We start from the raw sequence: 19009 nt of genomic DNA, 5'->3' as shown, positions 1-19009 counted from the left end.
CCAACTGTGGAACTCAGGGCTTAGCACGGGCCATATCTCCCGTGCAAGGACCACCCTGGCGGGCAGGCTCTTGCGTGAGTCGGAGAGACCGGTTTCGCCAGGCAGAGAGGAGGATGCGGCTGGCGGTCCACCAGTTGCGGGATGTGCACCCACTTATGCCAGGGCTGATTCCTCTCCGTTGTTCCCGTCGGATTCTCGGCGTCTCTCGTCGCCTTTCTGGCGCTCGTAAGGGCTACCGAGTCCCTCAAGAAGACCGGCCGCTATCCGGTTCCTTGCTACCAGCACTCTTGGCTGCGGATGCAGGGGCGCGGACATCCGATTCGCCGGCCCGTCATTCCCACCATTTTCCTCGACTCCCTGGAGTTTCCATGGCTCGCATCACCATCCGTCCCGACCTGACCGACACCGTGCACATGGTCGCCACCCCGGCCGTCCCGAAGCTGGTGGACGCGGCAACTGGGAAGGTCGCCACCGACCGTGAGAGTGGCGCGACCCTCTACACCGTCCACCTGCTTGAGACCTACGAGGGCACCGCCCAGCTGATCAAGGTCACCGTTCCCGAATGCGGGGTGGACCCCTCGCTGACTGCGGGTGCGGTCGTGCGCCCGGTCGGTCTGGTCGTCACCCCGTGGGCGAACGTCTTCAACGGCCACGTGCAGCAGGGCGTGGCCTACCGTGCCCAGTCGCTGGCCATCGCGGGCCTGGCCGCGAGCTCTGACGCCCCTGCGTCGAAGGCGGCCAAGTCGTGACCGGCAGAGCAGCCCTGCCCGGCCTCTCCTTCTCCTCGCCCGCGCCCCCGAAGCGCGGCCCGCCTGGCCGACCTGATGGGGACCGCCACGGCCGGTGCCGTGGCCCGCGCGGCCTGACCGCGCCCACCCGGGGACCCGCGAACGGCGCGGACTCCGGGAAAAGGGGTCGGCCCCTGGTGTTGAAGCACCAAGGGCCGAGACGACTCCTGACGACCGCCCACAAATAACGATCAACACGGGTGCCGCCGGCCTGCCAGCCGCACGGCACCACGCAAGGAGTTCCGTGTCCCAGCGTACGTTTCCCGGTACGTTTCCCGCCCCCCGCACCGCACCCCCCTTCCAGGACGACGATCCCACCTCGTCGGCCCTGGTTGGGCTGGGCGGGTTGCCGGTGCCGCCGCACGACCTGGACGCCGAGGCGATGGTGCTGGGCACCGGCATGTTCCAGGCGGAGGCCATCGACGTGATCCGCCCGATCCTTGAGCCGGGCGACTTCTACCGGCCCGCCCACAGCGACATCTGGCGCGCGCTGCTCGTTCTGCGAGACGAGGGCGCCCCGACGGACCCGATCGCCGTCGGCGCTCAGCTCGCCAAGGGCGGCAACCTCAGCCGGGTCGGCGGCCCGTCCTACCTGGCCCGCCTGTTCACCGCCGCCATCCCGGTTTCCGGCGCGGACTACCACGCGCAGATCGTGCGGGAGAAGGCCGAGCTGCGGCGCTGGCAGGCCACCGCCGTCCGTCTGCTCCAGCAGACCGACGCCGAGGGCGCCGACCCGGAGCGGATCAAGGCCGCGCTCGACGCCGAGCTGTCCAGTGCCGCCGATCGGGGCTTCGGCTCAGGGGGTCAGCGGCTGACGAGGTTCGCGGTGGACGGCTGGTCATTCGTCCAGGACCTCGGCGACCAGGTCGCCCCGATCTGGGGCAGCCGCGAGCAGACCGCCTGGGCCGACGGCGAGTCCCTGATGCTGGTCGGCCCGCCGGGCGTGGGCAAAACCACGATCGCCCACCAAGTCGTCCTGGCCCGCCTCGGCCTGCTGTCGGCCGTGCTGGACATGCCGGTCGCCGAGGGCGAGCGTGTCCTCTACCTGGCAATGGACCGCCCGCCGCAGATCGCCCGCGCCTTCGCCCGCCGCGTCATGCCCGCCGACCGGCGCCACCTCGCGGAGCGGTTGGTCTTCTGGACTGGTCCGCTGCCCGCCGGCCTCGACCGGGAGCCCAACCTGCTGGCCGAGATGGCCGAGGCCCACCGGGCGGACACCGTGGTCATCGACAGCCTCAAGGACGTCGTCGGCAAGCTCACCGACGACGAGGCCGGGCTGTCCTACAACAACGCCCGCCAGCGGCTCCTGCGCTCCGGCACCCAGCTGCTGGAGCTGCACCACCAGCGCAAGTCCGGCGGCGACGCCAAACGCGGCGAGCGGCCGGTCCTGGACCGGGTGTACGGGTCGGCGTGGTTCACCGCCGGAGCCGGCAGCGTGCTGTTCCTCGGCGGCGCGGCCGGGGATCCGATCGTCAAGCTGCACCAGCTCAAGACCGTCACCGGGGACGTCGGCCCGCTGTCGGTGGTCCACGACCACACACGGGGTACCTCGACCGTCGAGGCTGCCCTCGACCCGGCCGCCATCCTCTCCGCCTCCCCGCAGGGCATGACCGCGCGCGAGCTGGCCTGCCGACTGACCGGCGAGGCCGACCCGGACCGCTCCGACATCGAGAAGGCCCGCAGGCGCCTGGAGACCCTCGTCAAGGCCGGCAAGGCCACCCGCCAGGACGGCACCACGGGCGGGACCGGAGGCGGCCAGCAGACCCGATACCGCTCCACGGTCCGGCACATCGCCGCAGTGTCCTGACCGGCTTCGGCTCGGTGCTCGCCCGGCCCGCGTAGGACGGGCGGCCACCCCGGCGGCGCGGATCACGCAGTCGATCACGCGCCACCGGGCGTGCCGGCCACCACGAGCCGCCCACACCGCGCATGCAGACCACCGAAATCGGTGAGCCCACAGCGCACGCGTCCCTGCATGCCGTTCACGCGCCGCCAGCCGCACGCGCGTTCCCCTCCTTAAGAGGGGAAACGCGTGCGCGCCCACCACGGCCCGGCCTCGGATCCCCCTCAACGACCTCGGAGCACCAAGCCCCTCATGCCCACCACCATCCGCCGCGCCACGCTGCCGGAACGGCGTGCCAGCGCCTGGGACCGCATAGCGGTCGCTCTCCTCGGCGCCGCCGGCTTCGCGCTCTCGTATGACGCGCTCCAGCAGATGGCCGTCGCCGTCCACGTGCGCGGCCCTCTCACCTACCTCTTTCCACTGATCGTCGACGGGTTCATCGCCTACGGAGTCCGGGCCCTGCTCGTCCTGCGCGACGCGTACAGCGTCGTCGGCCTGCTGTCCACCCTCGCCCCACTCGCCCTCGGCGGGTCCGTCCATCTGTACATCCTCATCGCCCGCCACGGTCTCCGCCCTGCCAGCCGTCCGGTTCCCGACACGGCAGCAGCCCTGTCCGAGGCCGCGACCGCCACAGCGTCCGGAACTCCCGGCCGCCACGCCGCCAGCGACCCGTCCGCACCCCTCGACCAGGGGGTCGCCGTGGAGCGCGAGCGCGTCCGCTCGTCCACGGCGACCGCCAGCACCGTCGAGCCGGCCACCGCCCAGACTGGCCCGTCCACGGCCCTCGCGGCGCCTCCGTCTGGCGACCAGACCGACCACGAATCCGCAGGTCAGGCCCTGTTCGGAAATCCCTCCCCCAAGCGGACGGGCGACGAGGGCGACGGACCGGCGGAGCCGCCTTCGCCCGCTCCAGCTGGTGAGGAGCACGCCCGGACCCAGGACAGCGTCGACCGCGGAACCACCGGGCACGGCCTGTCCGGAACTCCCTCACCCGCAAGGGCAGCCAAGCCCGTCGGCCGTCCGCCGGGCGCTTCCAAGGAGGCGCTCGCCGACATCGGCCGCCAGGCGTGGCAGCGCACCGGACGGCTCAGCCGGGCCAGTGTCCGCAAGGCCGTCCGCGCCAGGGGCGTAACGATCTCCGGCGACCGCCTGACCGACGTCATGGGCATCCTGCGCGCCGAGAGGAACGACGCCGAACAGCGCGGCAGGCGTTGACCAGCGGGTGTCCGGCGACGCACCGGACACCCGGCAGCCCGACCGTGATGCCGCACCGGCTCGGCCAGCCCACCCCGCCGGACACTCGCCCCACCTCCACCACCAGTCCATCCCTGGAGCACCCCTGTGACCACCACCCGACCGGCCGCGCACGAGCACCCGGCCGGTGTTGTAACCTCACTGTCCTGCAAGGGAGTTGACCGGAGCCAGGTCAACAGCGGAGCAAGCGAGTGCGTCCGGACCCCTTATCGGGGTCCGGACGCGGACGTCCACGCCCAGGGGGGCGTGGACGAGCCGGTGTTGCCGAGCGCGGGGGCGCGCTCGGCAACACCGGACCTTCACCGCGAGGGCGCGGCGAAGGAGGAGAAGCCCAGCAGCTCCGCGCCCGCGCGCGCCGCCGACTCGCTGCCGCTCGCCGTTGTCGTACCCGCTCGCGCCGCGCATCGCGTCGCACTCCGTGCCGATCGAGCCGACGCCCACCGCGCGCCCAAGCGCCGCCGCCGCGACGACGAGAACCCGAAGCACACCAAGCTCTCCTTCCGCGTCAGCCCCGAGGTGAAAGCCGAGATCGAGCGGCGGGCCGCCGCCGAGCATCTCGCCGTGGCGCACTATCTCTCCCTCAAGGTGCTGTCCGCCGACGGCGGTTGCGGCGTCGGCGACCGCGATGCGCGCCTGGACGAGGCGATCGACGAGCTGCGCGCGCTTCGGCGTCAGTACGCCGGCGCGGCCAACAACCTCAACCAGCTCGGCCGCGACCACAACTCCGGCATCGACCTCGAGCCCTCCGCGGTCCGCGACGCCGCCATCGCCGTCCACCGGGCGTTCGACAAGGGCCGCCAGGTGATCGCTGAGATCGACAGTGCGGCGACGCGCCTGGCGAAGGCGAAGCGCCGGTGATCAGCAAGCCCATCCCCGGCTCCGACACCCGCGGAGCACTCAAGTACCTCTTCGGGCCCGGCAAGCACAACGAGCACACCGACCCGCACATCGTCGCGTCCTGGGACGGCTTCGCCCCCGATCCCGGACGCGTGCCCCGCCGCGAGCGCACCGCCACGCTCGCCCAGCTCCGGGACGCCCTCGACCTGCACGTCGTCCAATACGGCAGGAAGATCGACAAGCACGTCTACCACCGACCCGTGCGCGCCGACGCGAGTGACCGCATCCTCAGCGACGAGGAGTGGGGCGACATCGCCCGCCGCATCGTGGCCGCCGCAGGCATCGCCCCCGACGGCGACCCGGACGGCTGCCGCTGGATCGCCGTGCGCCACGCCGACGACCACATCCACATCCTCGCCACCACCGTGCGCGCCAACCTCAAGCAGGCCCGCCTGCGCAAGGACCAGGACCGTGTGGAGGACGAACTCACCGAGATCGAGCACCAGTACCGGTTGCGCGATCTGTCCGAGACCCGCACGAAGGAGTACCGCGCGGCCATCCCCAAGCGCGCCAAGGGCTCCGAGATCCACAAGGCCAAGCGCCTCGGCCTGGAGGAGACTCAGCGCCAGAGCTTGCGCACCGCCGTGCGCCGTGCCCTCGCCGGGGCCGGCGACGAGGAGGAGTTCACCGCCCGGCTCGCCGGCCAGGGCGTGCTACTCGGCGTGCGCCGCGCGCCCTCGGGCGACGTGACCGGCTACACCTTCGCCCTCCCCAACTCCGAAGGCGACGAGCCGCTCTGGTTCTCCGGCAGCAAGCTCGCCCCTGACCTCACCCGGCCCAAGATCCAGGCCCGCTTCGCCGCAGGCATCGACCAGCCCGCCTACCCGGACCCCGACCAGCGCACCTGGCCCACCTCCGGGCGCCACCAGGCCAGCATCGTCATCGACGGCGCCCTGCCCGCCCTCGACGACGACCAGGTGGCCGGCCTAGCCGGGGCGATGATCAGCGACGGTATCGAGATCCTCGACTCCCTCGCCGCAACCAGCCCCGTCCTCACCCGCAAGGAGATCAACCAGGCCGCCCGCGCCCTCGAATACACGGCCGTCACGCAGACCCGCGCCGCCAGCGCGGACCGGCGCGCCATGCGCTCGGCCGCCCGCGCCATCCTCCACGCCGGACCCACCGGCAACCGAGGGGAGGACGGCACCGCCGCCGCCACCATCCTCTCCAGCCTGGTCCTGCTGGCCATCGTCATCGCCAAGTGGCATGCCGCACGCGGCCACCAACACCAGGCGGGCCACGCCCGCGAGGCTGCCGCCCACCTGCGAACCGCCTATGCGCGGCACGCCGGCAAGCCGATCGCCCACCTCGACATCCAGGGCCGGCGCCTGGCCCAACCCATGCGCGACCGGCAGGCGCAGGCCGTCCGGCAGGCACTTCCCGCCGCCCAGGCCACCAGGGTGCTGGACGAGAACGGCTGGAACGCGCTCGCCGCCACCCTCGCCGAGGCCGAAGCTGCCGGCCACGACCCCACAGTCCTGCTCGCCCAGGCAGCCGGCCGACGCGAACTCGCCGCCGCTGACTCGCCCGCCGCAGTCCTCACCTGGCGCATCCGCCGTGACACCGGCCTACCCACCCCCACACCCACGACCAAACCCGAGGAGCGCCGCACCCATGCCGCACTCGCCAAGAGCCCCACCACCCGTATGCCCGTCACCGCCCCGACGCCCACGCCAGTGCCCACACCTTCATCAGCGCAGCCGCACACTCCGGCCACCCGGGCCAGGCGCTGACCCCACCGCCGAAGCCTCGGCGGCCCCCCACCAACCCCTTCCCAGGAGCCTTTACATGCCCCAGTCCGCCATCCGCCACAACGTCATCGCGCTGCTGCTCGACGCGGATTACACGGTCCGCCCCGACACCAACACCTGGTCCCTCCTCAACGGTGGACGCCCCTTCACCAAGGCCGAGCAGGCCGCAGCCGAGAGCGTCACCCCGCAGGAGATCGAGGTCCTCGTCGCCCTGTCCAACCGCAAGGTCGCTGCTGAGCTTGAGCGGGGCGACTTCGTCGAGGCCCTCGGCGCCTTCCTCATGCGCTACTGGGCCCAGCTCCCCGCAGGCGCCATCCTCGGTGACGCCGTCGCCATCATGACCAAGGACGGCTACGACGAGTTCGAGCACCTGCTCGGACTCGTCTGCATTGACGAGGGCTGACGATCAGCACACCGTGCCGGGGTAACCTCTCGGCCCAGGTGTAGATGTGATGTCTTCTGCGGCGGTCGGGAACTTCCCGACCGCCGCACGTCTTGGGGTCCCTTGCATCGCGTCACTGACCCGAAAGGACCACATGACCGACTACGACCCCGACTTCCATAACCCCCGCCCCGAGCCCTACCAGCCCGTCATCCGTGCCCTCCCCCACCCGGGCGAACTCGACGCCCGCGGCGTTCCCATCACCTGCCCCAAGTGCCGCGCCCGCCGGGACTGGCTCCTCCTCAACGTCGGCCCCCAGGTCTTCGTCCGCTGCCGCTGCGCGAACGAATGGCCCGAGCCCGACCTCACCCGCACCTACTTCGACCAGCACTACACCGAGCCCGACCGCGAGTGGGACAACTTCGCTGACGCCATGAGGGCTTTGGCCTTCGATGGGCTACTCGCCGGCGCGGTATGGGATGAATAGGTCGAATTGACCAGCGCTCGGCCCCAGCCGCCGGTTGGGCGGCTGGGGCCGAGTTGGGGGCTGGCGCTGCCGATCAGGCCTCCTGGACTGCCTTCGCGGCAGCGCGGATGGCGGTCAGCACCACGTCGGGGCGGGGGAGCATGACGACGTGGCTGCCGTCGGCCACCTCGGTGGTGGTGCCCATGCGCTTGGCCACGAAGCGCTTCAACTCGGGATTAACGGCCGACGACGGCTGACACAAGCTCTGTGCGTACGTACTGTCGGATGAGGTCGCTCTTTCCGGGTATGCATTCACGAGGAATGCGCCTGATATATGACGCTGTGTGATGTTCGCTGGTCAGGCGGGCAGGGCGATGGGTGGCATCCAGAGGTTGCCGGTGAAGGCGCGGTGGATGGCGTCGAAGGCGCTCAGGCCGTGCTTGCGGGCGGAGTCGAGGTAGGAGCGCACGGCGAGCCAGGCCGCGGCACCTGTTTCGGACTGGTGGCAGCCGGAGATCTTGACCTGGGTCTTCACCGGGCGGAGTGCTCTCTCGCCGGTGTTGTTGGTGAAGGGGACCTGTTTCGGGTGGTCGGCGAAGCGGAGCACGTCGTGCGCGCGGTCGCGGAGGCGTTCGAGGAGGTTGCGGGCCCGGGTCTGTTTGCGGCCCTCGGCTCTGGGGTGGAGGGAGAGGCCGACGTTGACGCCCTGGTGGTAGTGCCGCTGGTAGAACTCCAGGCTCCGGGGCGGGATTTCGGGGATCTCGCCGCCTCGCACGCGCCTGGCCTGCCGGTTCAGCCCCGCCAAGGCCCAGCGGATCTGCTGGTGCCACTTCTGCTTCGGCCAGTCCTCCTCGGCGGCGGTCAGCTCACGCACGAGGTGCGCGCCGCACAGCTGGTGGGCGGTGTCCGCGTAACCGCCGTAGAAGGACAGGGAGTCGTGGACCAGGGTGCCGCGGAAGCCGGGCAGTACCCCGAGGGTGTCGGCGCCGGCCTTCGAGCGCGGGGCGAGGCCGAGCAGCGTGAGCCTGTCGTTGCAGGCGACGTGCAGCCAGCGGCGCGCGCTGCCGATCCGGGTGGTGGTCTCGTCGGCGTGCAGGACATGGCCGAGCGTGAGGAGGGCGCGGATCAGGTCGACGGAGCCGACGGTCAGGTCGGCGGCCTCGGCCAGGACCGAGGAGACCCAGCCGGTGGACACCGCGGCGCCGGTCAGGTCCGCGATCAGCTCCGCGGTCCGCTCGACCGGCACGTGCTGGTGGACCAGCAGGTAGGCGGCCAGCGCGCGTAGGTTCGGCCCGTAGGAGGACGGCGAGCCGGCGACCAGGTCCGGCGCGGTCGCGACGGTGACGTGCCCGCAGTCGCAAGCGATCTTGTGCAGCCGGTGCTCGGTTACCGCCACGCTCACCAGCGGGACGTCGAAGACCTGGCGGCGCGCGAAGCCCGCCGACGCCCGCCCGCCGAGCCCCTCCCCGCAATCGGCGCAGTTGGCGGGGCGGTGGTCCTCGACCCGGTCCGGGGCCTCGACCATCACCAGCCCCGAGCCCGGGGCGCCCTTCTGCTTGCCGCGTGCCCGCGGGCTCCTCGGCTCAGGGTCGGGCTTCGGGCGGCCGAACAGGTCCGTCGAGGGCGGCAGGTTCGAGTTCCCGGAGTTGCGGTCCAGCCGCCGTTCCAGCTCCGCGACCCGCCCCCGCAACCGCTCGATCTCCGCGTCCTGCTGCACGACCCGCGCCGACAGCACCGCGTTCTGCTCGGCCAACGCCGCGTTCTGCTCACGCAGCACCGCGACCAGCGCGAGGAGATCCTCGCGCGACACAGCGGACTCGGCAGCAGCAGGCACGACCCCGAAGCCTGGCAGAGACCCAACCGACCTGTCACATCGTCAACCCGCCACAGACCGCCCAAGCTCCTGAATGCTTACCTTTCCGGTGAACCAGCTCGTGGCGCATCGGAGCGCCGGGCCCGTGCGGGCAGTCTGCTCTGATGCAGATCACGACTGTTCGGTGGTTCCTCGCGCCGATCCTGCAGTACCGCGCTTCCCGGTTCTGGGCGGTTCACGGAGAACAACTCGTGGACTACAGCACGGCCTGGATCTTGGTGAACTTGAGTTCGGGGGCGTGGGTTCCCCCGCCGCCGTGGCCAGGACTGCCGTTGGAGGGGCTTGCAAGCGGAGGGGTCACCGTCGACTCGTGGGATTCGTTGAGTTACCACGAGCAGTACTGGCGTCACCGGTGGGCAATCAAGCGAAAGAGCACGCCGCTGAGGGCGCTTGGACTGTCCGCACAGACGATCGCACGATACGGGTTACAAGTCGTCGAATGGGACCTTCCCGAGGAACTTCGCCACCTTGCGCTGGCGCCGAGTTCAGCCGCCAGTGCCTAGCTTCGCCTGCATCCGCCGACCCGCGCAGGCGCGGGGGCTCGCGCGGTGATCTCCCATAACTCACTTAAGATGCCGATGAATTGAGCGTATCTTCATCCGATCGTGTGAAGTGTGGCGTTCTGGATGAGGCGTGGCTCCCCAGCCCCGGCAAACTCCTTCCCGACATCGCGTAGGCGACAACAACTGATTCACTGGAGGAGCTGTGGCGTTCGAGCGCAAGGTGCCCGAGGGTCTCTGGGACAACCTGTCCGATTCCGTCATCAGCGGAGAGCGCTCCGTCAAGGACATCGCCGACGAGTACGGAATTACCGTCTCTGCCGTCCAGAAGCGGATCCGCCAGCGGCGAGAGGCACTCGGAATGCCGCTCGCGGGCCCGGGGCACAACCTCAACAGCCCGGCGGCTACGAGCAAGGCTCTGGCCAAACTCAAGAGCGAGAACACCGAGCAGAAGTCCACGATCGAGGATCTCCAGCGGCAACTGACCACGGAGCGTCGACGCAGCGAATCCGCGGAAGCCTCGATCGCTGACCTGCAGACGACGCTCGAGCACTTCCGCGGCACGCTACGAGCCGTGATGTGACCGTCGCAAGCGTCAGACATCGCCGGCGCCGACGGGCGAGCTGTACTGGGGCCAGTGTCCTGGATCGCAACCCTGCCAAATCACCGGCCTCTTCAGGTCGGCGCCGGTAGGCTTTGTGCATGGTGAATGCTGATCTCAAGGTGTCGCTCACCGGCATCAAGCCCACTGGAGAGCCGCATCTCGGCAACTTCATCGGAGCCATCAAGCCGGCGCTGGAGCTGGCTGACGGAGCCGAGTCCATCTACTTCATCGCGGACTACCACGCTCTGACGTCGGTGCGCGATCCGGAGTTGCTCGCGCGATGGACCCGGTCGGTCGCGGCCACCTGGCTGGCCGCCGGGCTCGACCCGGAGCGGACGATCTTCTACCGTCAGTCGGACGTGCCGGAGATCTTCGAACTACACTGGGTTCTCTCGTGCTTCAGCGCCAAGGGGCTGATGAACCGGGCCCACGCCTACAAGGCCGCGCGGGACCGGAACCGTGAGGCGGGCGTGGAGGACCTCGACGCCGGGGTCAACATGGGGCTGTTCAACTACCCGGTGCTGATGGCAGTTGACATCCTGATCATGGAGGCCGACCTCGTTCCAGTCGGCAAGGACCAACTGCAGCACGTCGAGTACGCGGCCGATATCGCTGGAGCCTTCAATGCCGTCTATGGCGACAGCTTCCGGCTCAAGATCCCCAAGGCTGTCGTTCCCACCGAGGACAGCGGCCGAACCCTGCCCGGGACCGACGGGCGGAAGATGAGCAAGTCGTACGGCAACACGATCCCGCTCTTCGCTCCCGAGGCGGAGATCCGGAAGATCGTGCGCCGGATTCCCACCGACAGCACGCCAGTGGAGGCGCCGAAGAATCCCGACGCCTCCTCGGTGTTCCAGTTGCTCACCCACTTCGCCAGCCCGGACAGGACGGCCGACGTCCGCGCCCGGCTGGAGGCCGGCGGGATGGGTTGGGGTGATCTCAAGAACGAGCTCTACGCGGTCCTCAGCGAGGAGTTGGGGCCGATGCGCGCGCGTTACGACGAGCTGATGCAGCCCGGCAGCGAGCTTGAGGAGCTGCTGGCCATCGGGGCGGCAAAGGCCCGGAAGCGCGCCCACCCGGTGTTGGAGCAGGTCCGCAAGGCCGTCGGAATCGGCTGACCTGACTGCTGGTCAGATTCTCGTGGCTACCGCCTGAGCCACCTGGTCGGCTGCATGCCAGGCAGTGGTCCACTTGCCGGGCAGGCAGACGATCAGGTTGGCTACCTGGCCCCACCCCGGGGGAGGGGAGCTGAGGTCGACCACGAGGGCCGACGGGTCAGGCTGGACGCCCGCCGGCTCGGCAACCTGTCCCCACCTGAGGCGGAGCTTCTCGGCCGGGAGTGCGGGCCAGCGTTCGGCGAGCGAGGCTGCGAGACGGTAGTGCTCCTTGCTCTCGTCTATGGGATCCGTGGGTCGGCCGGGCAGAGCTACGTGGAGCCCGTTCGGCTGGGGGCTGAGTGCGAGCATGTCGCCGTCGAGCCAGTAGGTGAGCGGGTGCTGCTGGTTCGAGCCTTCCAGCACCCCGTACGGCAGGCGGCTGATGGCGAGCGGGTGTTGGATGCCGAGCAGGTCAAGCAGATGGACCGTGCGGTGCCCTGCGGCGAGGACCAGAGTGCCGGGTCGGTAGTACCCGAGGGACGGTCCCCACAGGATGACCTCGTTGCCGGACAACACGGGAGCGCACGACTCGGGCGGAGCAAAGGGGACGCCCAGGTTCGCCGCGTGCGCCTGGGTCCTGGCGCGCAGGGCCGTCACGTCCACCGAGATGTCGGGAAGGGCGAAGGCGGCGTCCGGGGCGGGCCACGGGAGAACTCCTGCGCTGTCCAGCTCCCGAGTGGACAACGGACGTACGGGGATATCGAGGTTCGACCACGCCCGTGTGTACCGCTCGACCTCGGCGTGGCTGGAGAACAGCGCCAGACCGTGCGAGCGCGAGACCTCCGAGCCGAGCAGGCTGAACCACCGGGTCCGGTGCTGCCAGCAGGCGGCGGCCACCTCGGGGAGCACGGGGGCGTAGACGGCGCCGGAGTGGAGCTGCCCGAAGTTCTGCTGCGAGGCTCCGATAGCGCTGTCGCCGTGGCAGCGCAGGCGGTGGCCGTCCTCGGCCAGCCGCACCGCCGCAGTGAGGCCGGCGAAGCCTGTGCCGAGGACCACGGTCTCAGGGGCGGTGTGCACGGTCTTCCTCCGGTTGGTCGGGTGCGGGCTGACTGCCCGCGATGACGGTTCGGGCGCGTGGCATGTGCAGGCGTCTCTCGAACGGGCGGAGTAGCTGCTCAGGGGCGCCGTGGTGGTCGACGCGGGCCCGGATGTGAGTCGGCAGGAGGGCCAGGCGTTCGCGGCTGGCCTGGCGATGCGCGGTGGGGCTGTCCCGGCCAGTGGTTCGCGAGGCGATCAGGGCGCCGACCGCGCTGGGAAGGCCGGCGAGACCGCGCGGAGTCGGTTGGTACGGGACGTCGCTGCGGACGACCCAGAGAGATCGCCCGGCCGGTTGGAAACTGACAGCGTGCAGTGCTCCGGCTGCCGCCTCATAGGAACAGCTCCCGCCGCTGGTCACGCTGTCGCCGTCCGTCGGACCTGCCGCCTGGTCGACAGCAACCAGCTGCGGCAGGAGAACCAGGTCGATGCAGTCCAACCGCGAGTAGATGAGGGCTTGTTCGCGTTTGGCCACTCCGTAGGGGGTTTGCAGGCCGCGCGGTGCCAGCGCGGCCGTGGTGCTGGCGGCGCGGACTCTCACCGCGAGTCCCTCGGCAACGAGCATCTGGCGCGTCCGGACGACGAAGCGGGTGGCTGCAGCGATCGACTGGCGCATGGAGGTGACGCTGCCCCGGTCAAGCAGGAGGTCCGCGATCACTACCTCGTTCTGGCCATCGAGCAGGGTGCGAAGCGCTTCCTGCACCTGCGGCCAGCGGGCGGTCTCGGTGAGGTCGGCGCGTACCCAGTCCGCATACCGCTCCGCGGGCTCGCTGGGCCGGGCGCGGGAGATGCCGATGACGCGGCCGCCCTGCGCACGGACCTTCGGGAGGAGGTGCCGGCCGAGTCGGCCGGCACCTCCGAGCACGATGTACGCCGGTTCGGCTGTCACCGGCCGCACTCACGCCAGATCTTGGCGTAGGTGGCGAACGTCTCGGCGAACCGCTGCTTGCTCAGCGTCCAGCCGGCGGGTTCCTGGCGCCTGCGCTGGTACGTCGCGCGGGCGTGGTCGATCTCCACCATGGTCCACCCGCTGCTCAGCTCGATCGCCGAGAGCAGCGGCCGTTGGCTGGCCTCGTCGTCGGCGAGGATGCGTCCGGCGATCTCGTCGTCGGGCATCCCGAGGTGGATGCCCGAAGCGGGGATGCTCTTCGACATCTTGGGGTAGCCGCCGAGCCCCTCCAGGACCCGGAAGTACAGCGCGCCGAGGTCTAACTGCCAGCCAAGGCTGAGGTCGCCGGCCTCACGCTGCCGCTGGAGGACGAGGCGGGAGAGCTCGGTGAAGTAGCTCTCTTCCAGGCCGGAGAGCATCAGCACCCGCGCGGCGCCTTCCTCTGCCGGGCCGAGGATGTCGGCCACGGTGTAGAGCGCGTCGATGGTAAGGCCGACCTCGCTGCCGAGCAGGCCGTGGTCCTGGTAGAGGTCCACCAAGTCCTCGTGGTGGTCGAGGAAGTCCTGGCGGCTGAGGAAGCGGGCGATTCGCCCGCAGCGCACGAGGTTGGCCTGGTCGATGTGCGAACGCAGTTGCACCGGGGCGATCCCGGCCTGGGAGTCGAGGCCGATCACCCGCATGAAGGCGAACATCTGGTCGCGGACGTCGGTGAGCTGGCTCCACGACACGTTCCGGGAGTTCCAGGCGCCCAGCTCGGAGACGATGACGGTCATCGGCACTCGGAGGTAGCGCTGCAGCTCGATGACCCCGAGCATCACGGACAGCGTGCCGGCCGTGGGAGCGTTGGTGGGGCCGAAGCCGGTGACGACCGCCAGCGGCCGGTCGGCCTCGAGCGGGAGGACGGCCTGGAGCTGGTCGTGGTGAGTGAACCGGCGAGTCAGCGGGCCGAGCGACTTGGCGACCCAGTCCTCGGTGACCGGCAGGGGCTGAGGAGTCATCGGATTCCCTTCGAGGTGGCGGTGCGAAGGCGGGAGAGGAGGCGCTGGGCCCGGCCGTCGAGACGGGCCTCGCGAACCAACTGCAGGGCGTCCTCCTCCCCGACCCCCAGGTGTGCGGTGGCGAGGATGGCTGCGGCGTTGCGCTCGACGAGGTCGGTGGCGGCCGGGTCACCGTCGGGGCGGAGCGACTCGACCAGGGCCGCAGCGTTCGAGGCGTGATCGGAGCGGTGGCGCACCGCTCGCTGCCACGGACCGGCCGCGCCGTCCTGGTGGTGCTTGAGGAGTTGCACGCCACCGTGCCGCAGCACAGCGCTGGTGCTGGTCCCGAAGGACGCGAGCTCGTCGATCCGCTGGCCCGGTCCGACCCAGGTCGTGACGACTCGGCCACGGGCGATATCGGGGCGTGCGGCGTGGATCCCGAGCGCGGCAGTTTCCACGTCGTCGTGGGCCAGCCCGTGCAGGAAGGCATCGGCCGAGACGACCAGGGTCGCCGCCGGCATGAAGAAGCTCATCGGGCTGAGGAAATCGAACCGGCCGTCGTAGCGGGCCGCGTAACGCGGACAGAAGGAGGCGTAGTTGACGAAGGCGATGCCGTACGTGGCGACGAACTCCGGGATTCGGCTGGGCTCGGTCAGTGTGGGAATGCCGAGCGCCGCCAGGACGTCGGACGAGCCGGAGACGGCCGAGACCGACGACGAGGTGCCCTTCACGACATTCACGCCGCTGGCGGTGGCCAGCAGTGCAGCGGCCGTCGACACGTTGAACGTCTTGAAGGTCTCCTTGCCACTGCCCGAGACGACCACCGTTCGGCCTGGGACCGGCACCGGGCTGGCCAGGAACGCCGCGAGCGTCTCGTCGAACGCGACGACCTCCGCCCAGACGCTCGCGAGAAGCCCCGGGCTGAGGCTGTTGCTGTCGAGCAGCCGACGCGCCCAGGCGCGCCAACAGTCGTCGGCGTCGTCTCCGCCGCCGTGAAGAGCCTCGGAGAACTGCTGCATGTCGACGGAGTACGAGCCATCAGCAGCACCCGGAGACGGAGAGACCCTACGGATCTGCCTGGGCACCAGAGCACCTGACTGAATCTCAGAGCGTGATGTGGGACGGAACATGGTGCTCCTCCAGTTCGTTCGTACCGGTGGGCGCTGTTGCCAGGAACATCACAGCGGGCATAGCGTGATCGCCGTATCACTCCGAGTTGCCGAGGTTGCTCGCCGTCCCGTTCAGCGGGTTTTCAACATCCGCTTACACACGCGATCGACGGCCTCGCCCCTACGCTCGGGATCGTGCTGACGAACAGTGAGCTGGTGGCGGACTTGAGCAAGGACCGATCGGGCTGGCGCCCCGAGAAGTTGCGAGAGATGCGAGAAGCCCACGGCCTCACGCTGGAGGCAGCCGGCGAGCGGCTCCGCGACACAGCCCGCCGCGCGGGGCTCTCGGCCCCGGCCGCCAACTTCCAGACCCTGTGGCAACACGAGCAGGGCGAGGTCTATCCGGGCCCTCACTACCGCCGCGCCTACTGCCTGCTGTACCAGGCGACCGAGCCCGAGCTGGGCTTCCGAAAGGCTCTGCCCGGCGAGGAAGTTGAACACCAGCTCACCGAGTTTCGCGATCACGTGGACACCACCCGCGTGCGAGCCGTGGTGAAGGCGCTGCAGCAGCTTCTGCCTGAGCCGACCGCCGAGCGCCCCCAGGGCGTCCACCAGCGGATACTGGACGCCTGGCGCCGACGGCACACCGGCGGTGACCCGAACAGACCCTCCCTCGTCCTGGTCGGCGGCTACGCCGGAAGCGGGAAGTCGGAGTTCGCCAAGTTCATCTCCCAGCTGACCGGCTGGCCACTGCTGGACAAGGACCCGCTCACCCGACCGTTGGTGGAGCGACTGCTCACCGAACTCGGCTGCGACCCCAACGACCGCCACTCCGAGACCTACCGCACCCAGGTACGGCCGCTGGAGTACCAGTGCCTCATGGAGTCGATCCTCGTCAACGTCGAGTGCGGCATCTCCACGGTGGCCACCGCGCCGTTCATCAGCGAGATGACCGACCCCGCATGGATGCGGCGGCTCACCAACCGGTGCGCCGCCTACCAAGTCGACGTCACCCCGATCTGGCTCACCTGCGACGAGGACTCGATGCGCGAGTACATCGGCTTCCGGTCCGCCGCCCGCGACGCCTGGAAACTCAGCAACTGGGGCCAGTACCTCGACGGGCTCGACCTCGGCCTGCGCCCGTCCGTCCCGCACCTCGTCGTGGACAACCGCTACGGCTCCGCCATCGCACTCACCGACCAAGCCCGATTCGCCCTGGGGGTGGCACACGCATGAAGAACGGGATCATCTTGTACGGACCTCCCGCCAGCGGTAAGGACACCATCACGGCCGCCCTCGTCGAGCAGGATCCGCAGCTCGTCCAGTTCGCCAGGCTCAAGATCGGCGAAGGCCGTAGCCAGGGCTACCGGATGGGCACCATCGAGCAGCTCCACCAGCTCGAAGCCGCCGGCAACGTCATCTACCGCAACGACCGCTACAACAGCATCTACCTGGTGGACCGCCCCGGGCTCGACGCAGTCTTCGCCGCCGGCCAGATTCCGATCGTGCACCTGGGCCAGATCGCCGGCATCAACGCTCTTGCGACGGGCTACCCGACAGCCTGGCTCACCGTCCAACTGAACTGCCCGCGCGCGGTGACCGAGCAGCGCTCCGCCCTGCGCGGCGACACGGACACCCAAGCTCGGCTGGCGGCCTGGGACGCCACCGCAGCCGATCTCCAGGCGAACCCGGAGGTCGAGTGGGCCCTGCACCTGCGAACCGACCAGCAGCCAGCGCTGGAGTCGGCCCAGGCCATCATCAAGGCGCTGGGCCGAGTCGGCTAACGCGAGCTGTGGAGCCGAGCCAGGGCCTCCGCCAGGCCCAGCTCGGCATCTCGCTCGCCCTCCCAACGGACGAGCGCGTCGGCGGCTCCGCGCATCGGATCACCCGGCAGCCCGCACTCCTCCAGCAACTCGGCTGCCTCGATCAGCTCGGGTCCCCAACGCCAGGCGCGGGCAGCGGTCTTGGCGATGTAGCCGGTCTCCAGCAGATAGCTTCCCGAGCGGCCGGCAGCCACCTCCAGCAGCTCATCCTCGACGCCGTGATCGGCAGCCAGCGCGTACGACAGCGCGGCGAGCACCCGCGACGCCTTCTGGTAGCTCGTGTAGGCGAGTTTGAGGGCGCTGGCTTGGCCAAGCTCGGTGCCGAGCACGCGGGCCTGAACGTCCGTGGCGGCGAAGAGTTTCACCACCTGGTCGGCCGCGTCTCCCGGCCCCGACAGGAACAGCCGTGGCCGCTTGCCGTCACGCGGTGGCGAGCCGATCACCGAGCCATCCACCACCGTGGCATCGGGAAGCACCGCCGCGATCCGGCCGACCCGCCCGGGAGTAATGGCGTTGGCCTCGACGTACACACCGTCCTTGAAACCGTGTGCCGCAACCTCGTTGGCCACGGCCTCGGCAGCAGCCGGCGGGCAGATCGACAGCAGGATCTGGCTTCGCCCCACCAACTCCCCGAGGCCGGAGACCTCCGTCAGTCCGACCTCGGCCGCCCGTTGCCGAGTAGATGCACCACGGCCCGCCGAGCACCACAAAACCGTCGCCCCGGTGGCACGGACCTGGGCTGCAACCGCCGCGCCCATGCTGCCAGGGTGAAGAACCCCCACCACGGCCTGACCGCCAGTCATGCGTGCGCCCCATCCAGGCCAAGCAGCAGATCAATCGCCTCCGCAGCGTTGGAAACGACGTGATCGGCTTCGACGCCGTCACTGCCGTCCGAGAGCCAGATCGTCCGCAGGCCGGCGGCCCGGCCGCCAGCGACATCGTTCTGCGCGCTGTCGCCGACCATCCAGCCACCCGGCAGGCCTTCCGCCCCCACCATGCGAGCTGCCTCGCGGAAGATTCCCACGTCGGGCTTTCGGATCCCGATCTCCTCCGAGATGCAGACGGCATCGACGCGCTTGTCGATGCCTGTCCGCGCGAGCTTCGCGCGTTGGATGTCGCCGGCACCGTTGGTCACCACGACGACCAACCACCCCGTCGAACGAAGTCGTTCAAGCCCCGACAGCACAGCTGGGGTAGAGATCACGGCGTCGGCCATCCCACGGGAGTACCGCTGCCACAGCTCGCCGACTGGGACCGTCAGGGAGAACCGCTCGCGTAGCTTCTCGAAGTCACTGCGGTAGGCGCGTTCGTACATCGCTCCCAGGAGCCACTGCTCGACGTCCTCGTCAAAGCCGAGATCGGAGCAGAACGTCCGGACGCACTCGCCGAACGCCTGCCCACGGTCAACGAGGGTGTCATCCAGGTCGAAGAACGCGAGTCGCTTCACACCCGGACTCTACTGTTCGGCCCGGCAACACAGGGGGCGTGCACAGCGACTTGTCCGATCAGCGAGGCTTCTGACAGCTCACCCGCTGCCGCCACCAGGCGTTCGACAGCCAAGGCGAATGTGATCGAGGTCGCTCGGGAAAACCCTCGGTCGTGAGACAGTGTGTGTACTACGTTGCGTAGTCCCAACCGAACATAGGTGACCCCGGCGGTGC

General features: G+C 69.9%; 19 protein-coding genes. 11 read left to right on the top strand and 8 right to left on the bottom strand.

Translation table 11 applies throughout. The features are described 5' to 3' along the window. The first annotated feature begins 368 nt into the window (after window positions 1–368). The 7 genes from C7C46_RS05755 (at window position 369) to C7C46_RS37215 (ending at window position 7402) form a co-directional block, all read left to right on the top strand. The gene (locus C7C46_RS05755) at window positions 369–749 is read left to right on the top strand and encodes an SCO3933 family regulatory protein (RefSeq protein ID WP_110666375.1); all 381 of its coding nucleotides are present in this window, start codon (window positions 369–371) and stop codon (window positions 747–749) included. A gap of 283 nt (window positions 750–1032) precedes the next feature. Continuing rightward, complete coding sequence (locus tag C7C46_RS05750) at window positions 1033–2595, top strand: DnaB-like helicase N-terminal domain-containing protein (RefSeq protein ID WP_245984210.1); 1563 nt, start codon at window positions 1033–1035, stop codon at window positions 2593–2595. Window positions 2596–2883: 288 nt separating this feature from the next. Continuing rightward, window positions 2884–3846 (top strand): DUF2637 domain-containing protein, encoded by a 963-nt coding sequence (locus C7C46_RS05745; protein WP_110666372.1) that lies wholly within the window; start codon window positions 2884–2886, stop codon window positions 3844–3846. Window positions 3847–4131: 285 nt separating this feature from the next. Next, window positions 4132–4743 (top strand): plasmid mobilization protein, encoded by a 612-nt coding sequence (locus C7C46_RS05740; protein ID WP_181442213.1) that lies wholly within the window; start codon window positions 4132–4134, stop codon window positions 4741–4743. Continuing rightward, the gene (locus C7C46_RS05735) at window positions 4740–6515 is read left to right on the top strand and encodes a relaxase/mobilization nuclease domain-containing protein (protein WP_110666368.1); all 1776 of its coding nucleotides are present in this window, start codon (window positions 4740–4742) and stop codon (window positions 6513–6515) included. Before C7C46_RS05740 ends, C7C46_RS05735 begins: the two co-directional genes overlap by 4 nt. Before the next feature lie 55 nt (window positions 6516–6570). Then, window positions 6571–6936 (top strand): hypothetical protein, encoded by a 366-nt coding sequence (locus C7C46_RS05730; protein WP_110666366.1) that lies wholly within the window; start codon window positions 6571–6573, stop codon window positions 6934–6936. A 133-nt stretch (window positions 6937–7069) separates the two neighbouring features. Continuing rightward, window positions 7070–7402 carry a hypothetical protein gene (locus C7C46_RS37215; protein WP_110666364.1) on the top strand — a complete coding sequence of 111 codons (333 nt, stop codon included), beginning with the start codon at window positions 7070–7072 and terminating at the stop codon, window positions 7400–7402. 73 nt (window positions 7403–7475) lie between these two features. Here C7C46_RS37215 and C7C46_RS37210 read toward each other — a convergent pair whose 3' ends face one another. Together C7C46_RS37210 and tnpC are read right to left on the bottom strand one after the other, a co-directional pair. Beyond that, window positions 7476–7610, bottom strand: coding sequence for a hypothetical protein (locus C7C46_RS37210; protein ID WP_281278523.1), 135 nt, complete (start codon window positions 7608–7610; stop codon window positions 7476–7478). 129 nt (window positions 7611–7739) lie between these two features. Then, on the bottom strand, window positions 7740–9215 hold the full coding sequence (gene tnpC, locus C7C46_RS05720) for an IS66 family transposase (protein WP_146259000.1): 1476 nt from the start codon (window positions 9213–9215) through the stop codon (window positions 7740–7742). Between the two features lie 744 nt (window positions 9216–9959). On the opposite strand from tnpC, the gene C7C46_RS05715 reads away from it, so the two are divergent. Next, complete coding sequence (locus C7C46_RS05715; protein WP_110666361.1) at window positions 9960–10337, top strand: hypothetical protein; 378 nt, start codon at window positions 9960–9962, stop codon at window positions 10335–10337. A 119-nt stretch (window positions 10338–10456) separates the two neighbouring features. Then, entirely contained in the window at window positions 10457–11476 is a 1020-nt protein-coding gene (locus C7C46_RS05710; protein WP_110666359.1) for a tryptophan--tRNA ligase, read from the top strand. A gap of 12 nt (window positions 11477–11488) precedes the next feature. On the opposite strand, the gene C7C46_RS05705 is transcribed toward C7C46_RS05710, so the two are convergent. The 4 genes from C7C46_RS05705 to C7C46_RS05690 are packed head-to-tail and all read right to left on the bottom strand — an operon-like array spanning window position 11489 to window position 15435. Further along, window positions 11489–12532: an FAD-dependent oxidoreductase gene (locus C7C46_RS05705; RefSeq protein WP_181442212.1), complete on the bottom strand. Its 1044-nt coding sequence runs from the start codon at window positions 12530–12532 to the stop codon at window positions 11489–11491. Beyond that, window positions 12516–13439, bottom strand: a complete 924-nt coding sequence (locus C7C46_RS05700; protein WP_181442211.1) for an NAD-dependent epimerase/dehydratase family protein — start codon at window positions 13437–13439, stop codon at window positions 12516–12518. The genes C7C46_RS05705 and C7C46_RS05700 overlap by 17 nt, the downstream gene beginning before the upstream one ends. Beyond that, window positions 13436–14437 carry a nucleotidyl transferase family protein gene (locus C7C46_RS05695; RefSeq protein ID WP_110666354.1) on the bottom strand — a complete coding sequence of 334 codons (1002 nt, stop codon included), beginning with the start codon at window positions 14435–14437 and terminating at the stop codon, window positions 13436–13438. The genes C7C46_RS05700 and C7C46_RS05695 overlap by 4 nt, the downstream gene beginning before the upstream one ends. Further along, window positions 14434–15435 (bottom strand): hypothetical protein, encoded by a 1002-nt coding sequence (locus tag C7C46_RS05690; protein ID WP_181442210.1) that lies wholly within the window; start codon window positions 15433–15435, stop codon window positions 14434–14436. The genes C7C46_RS05695 and C7C46_RS05690 overlap by 4 nt, the downstream gene beginning before the upstream one ends. Before the next feature lie 285 nt (window positions 15436–15720). On the opposite strand from C7C46_RS05690, the gene C7C46_RS05685 reads away from it, so the two are divergent. Together C7C46_RS05685 and C7C46_RS05680 are read left to right on the top strand one after the other, a co-directional pair. After that, a complete protein-coding gene (locus C7C46_RS05685) occupies window positions 15721–16761 on the top strand; it encodes an AAA family ATPase (RefSeq protein ID WP_425470023.1) in 1041 nt (346 codons plus the stop codon). Further along, window positions 16758–17309: a guanylate kinase gene (locus C7C46_RS05680; protein ID WP_110666348.1), complete on the top strand. Its 552-nt coding sequence runs from the start codon at window positions 16758–16760 to the stop codon at window positions 17307–17309. The genes C7C46_RS05685 and C7C46_RS05680 overlap by 4 nt, the downstream gene beginning before the upstream one ends. Here C7C46_RS05680 and C7C46_RS05675 read toward each other — a convergent pair. Both C7C46_RS05675 and C7C46_RS05670 read right to left on the bottom strand, forming a co-directional pair. Continuing rightward, on the bottom strand, window positions 17306–18106 hold the full coding sequence (locus C7C46_RS05675) for a DUF1932 domain-containing protein (RefSeq protein WP_245984208.1): 801 nt from the start codon (window positions 18104–18106) through the stop codon (window positions 17306–17308). The two genes, C7C46_RS05680 and C7C46_RS05675, sit on opposite strands and share 4 nt — an antisense overlap. 41 nt (window positions 18107–18147) lie before the next feature. Continuing rightward, window positions 18148–18795, bottom strand: coding sequence for an HAD family hydrolase (locus C7C46_RS05670; RefSeq protein ID WP_110666345.1), 648 nt, complete (start codon window positions 18793–18795; stop codon window positions 18148–18150). Window positions 18796–19009: the final 214 nt, after the last annotated feature.

The organism is Streptomyces tateyamensis (genome assembly GCF_003205575.1).
Lineage (GTDB): Bacteria > Actinomycetota > Actinomycetes > Streptomycetales > Streptomycetaceae > Kitasatospora > Kitasatospora tateyamensis.
The sequence above is the reverse complement of the archived record's forward strand: the minus strand, read 5'-3'. Positions and strand labels throughout refer to the sequence as shown.

Coding starts and splice junctions, on each gene's coding strand:
- C7C46_RS05755 (WP_110666375.1), top strand. CDS start 369: ATGGCTCGCATCACCATCCGTCCCGACCTGACCGACACCGTGCACATG.
- C7C46_RS05745 (WP_110666372.1), top strand. CDS start 2,884: ATGCCCACCACCATCCGCCGCGCCACGCTGCCGGAACGGCGTGCCAGC.
- C7C46_RS05730 (WP_110666366.1), top strand. CDS start 6,571: ATGCCCCAGTCCGCCATCCGCCACAACGTCATCGCGCTGCTGCTCGAC.
- C7C46_RS37215 (WP_110666364.1), top strand. CDS start 7,070: ATGACCGACTACGACCCCGACTTCCATAACCCCCGCCCCGAGCCCTAC.
- C7C46_RS05710 (WP_110666359.1), top strand. CDS start 10,457: ATGGTGAATGCTGATCTCAAGGTGTCGCTCACCGGCATCAAGCCCACT.
- C7C46_RS05695 (WP_110666354.1), bottom strand. CDS start 14,437: ATGACTCCTCAGCCCCTGCCGGTCACCGAGGACTGGGTCGCCAAGTCG.
- C7C46_RS05690 (WP_181442210.1), bottom strand. CDS start 15,435: ATGCAGCAGTTCTCCGAGGCTCTTCACGGCGGCGGAGACGACGCCGAC.
- C7C46_RS05680 (WP_110666348.1), top strand. CDS start 16,758: ATGAAGAACGGGATCATCTTGTACGGACCTCCCGCCAGCGGTAAGGAC.
- C7C46_RS05675 (WP_245984208.1), bottom strand. CDS start 18,106: ATGGGCGCGGCGGTTGCAGCCCAGGTCCGTGCCACCGGGGCGACGGTT.